The 1839-nt window shown below is 63.9% G+C and carries 3 protein-coding genes; all 3 read right to left on the bottom strand.

From position 1 onward, the window contains the following. A partial coding sequence (locus Q0629_RS02430) for a hypothetical protein (RefSeq protein ID WP_298778483.1) occupies window positions 1-197 on the bottom strand: 197 nt, incomplete at its 3' end. Window positions 198-247: 50 nt separating this feature from the next. Continuing rightward, window positions 248-1357 carry a pyridoxal phosphate-dependent aminotransferase gene (locus Q0629_RS02435; protein ID WP_298778485.1) on the bottom strand — a complete coding sequence of 370 codons (1110 nt, stop codon included), beginning with the start codon at window positions 1355-1357 and terminating at the stop codon, window positions 248-250. A gap of 217 nt (window positions 1358-1574) precedes the next feature. Then, the coding region (locus Q0629_RS02440; RefSeq protein ID WP_298778488.1) for an FAD-dependent oxidoreductase at window positions 1575-1839 on the bottom strand (265 nt) is incomplete at its 5' end.

Genomic DNA, 1839 nt, shown 5'->3' on the forward strand with positions numbered 1-1839 from the left:
GAAAATGTCCATGCAGGAGACGTTGTCCTCGAGGGGGTCATTCCATTCTCCTCCAGGCGACTGGCCACGTAATCGTGAGCCAACCTCTCTCCTTCGCTGCCCGAGGGGCGTTCGTATCGGGTAATCTCCCTGAGGTCCCGCTCAATCTCCGCCCCATTCAGTTTTGACAGAAAATCCCGTTCGGTATCGTTCAGCATGGTCGTTCCTCCCTAATACAGCACTTTTGTTTACGCACGAGGGCAGGACGCTACAAGGCGGCCGTAAAGCGTTCCAGGGCGTCCATGGCCCTCATGAGGCTCTCCATGGCCTGGGTGCAGGCGATGCGGATGTGCCCCTCCCCGCTCTCCCCAAAGGCGTTGCCCGGCAGGACGCCGACCCCCGCTTCCCGCAGGGCGCGCAAGGAGAACTCCTCGCTGGAGAGCCCCGTCCCACTGACGTCCGGGAACAGGTAGAAAGCCCCTTCCGCCGGCCGGCATCGGACGCCCTTCATCGCGTTCAGCCTGGCCTCCGTCGCCCTGAGCCTCTCCTCGAAGACGGCCCGTCGTTCCTCGACCTTCGCGTCCTGCGTGTTGAGCGCGTAGGCGGCGCCCTTCTGGGCGAGCGTACACACGCCATAGGTTTGAGAGGAAGACAGGAGGCACATCGTGGAGGCCACGTCAGGCGGCGTCATGGCATAGCCCAGGCGCCATCCCGTCATGCAGTGGCTCTTGGACACGCCGCCGATCGTGATCGTCCTCTCCCGCATCCCCGGAAGGGAAGCGAAACAGACGTGTTCGCCGTGAAAGACCAGGGACTCGTAGATCTCGTCGCTGATCACGAGCAGGTCCCTCTCCGCGGCGAAGGCTGCGATCACCTCCAGTTGCTCGCGGGAGTACACGCTGCCGGAGGGGTTGCCGGGCGAGTTGACCACGATCCCGCGCGTCTTTGGCGTCACGGCCCTCATCAGGTCCTTCGCGGTGGGGGCAAAGTTGTTCTCCTCCCTGGTGGGGACCCCAACGGGGACGCCCCCGCAGTCCCGAATCTGCACCTCGTACACCGTGAAGTAGGGCTCCAGCAGCAGGACCTCGTCGCCCGGGTCCAGCAGCGCCTCAAAGAGCAGCTGCGTCGCCTGAAGGCCCCCGTTCGCGACGACGACCTCCTCAGGGCCCACCTTGAGGCCATGGTGCCGCTCCCAATAGCCGCACACCGCCTCGCGCAGGTCGCGAAAGCCCTGAAGCGGGGGGTAGTGAGTGTTGCCCGCCCGGGCGGCCCGCGCCGCGGCGTCGATGATGTCCGGCTCCGTCGTGAAGTCCGGCTCGCCGATGCTGAGGTTCAAGACGCCCTCCGTCTGGGCGATGGCCCGAAACATGCGCATCATGCCAGACGGCTTAAACTTGCTGAAACGCTCCGCCACTCTCATTCAAAATCCACTTCCCTTCACAAAGGCTGCACTGCTGGAGGACCCCTCATTGTCGATGGTCCTTGATCGCTTCCAACAACTTTCTTAAGGTCAACCGCACTCCCTTAGACAAAAGGGGCGGAGAAACCCCCGCCCCCAACGCAAGCTGACGTCCTTCGACAAAGAAGGCGCTCCGTTATTTCTTCGCCAGGTACTCGTTGATGTTGGCGGCCGCCTTGCGCCCCTCGCCCATGGCCAGGATGACGGTCGCCGCCCCGAGGACGATATCGCCGCCCGCCCAGACCTTGTCCAGGCTCGTCCTCTGCGTTTCCTCCTCGACGATGATGTTGCCGCGCTTGTTGACGTTCAGACCCGCGGTCGTCTTCGCCATCAGGGGGTTCGACATGTTGCCCAGCGCGACGACTGCGGCGTCGATCTCCAGCACGTGCTCCGTGCCGGGC

Origin of the sequence: uncultured Fretibacterium sp. (assembly GCF_938030725.1) — a bacterium.
Classification (GTDB): Bacteria; Synergistota; Synergistia; order Synergistales; family Aminobacteriaceae; genus Fretibacterium.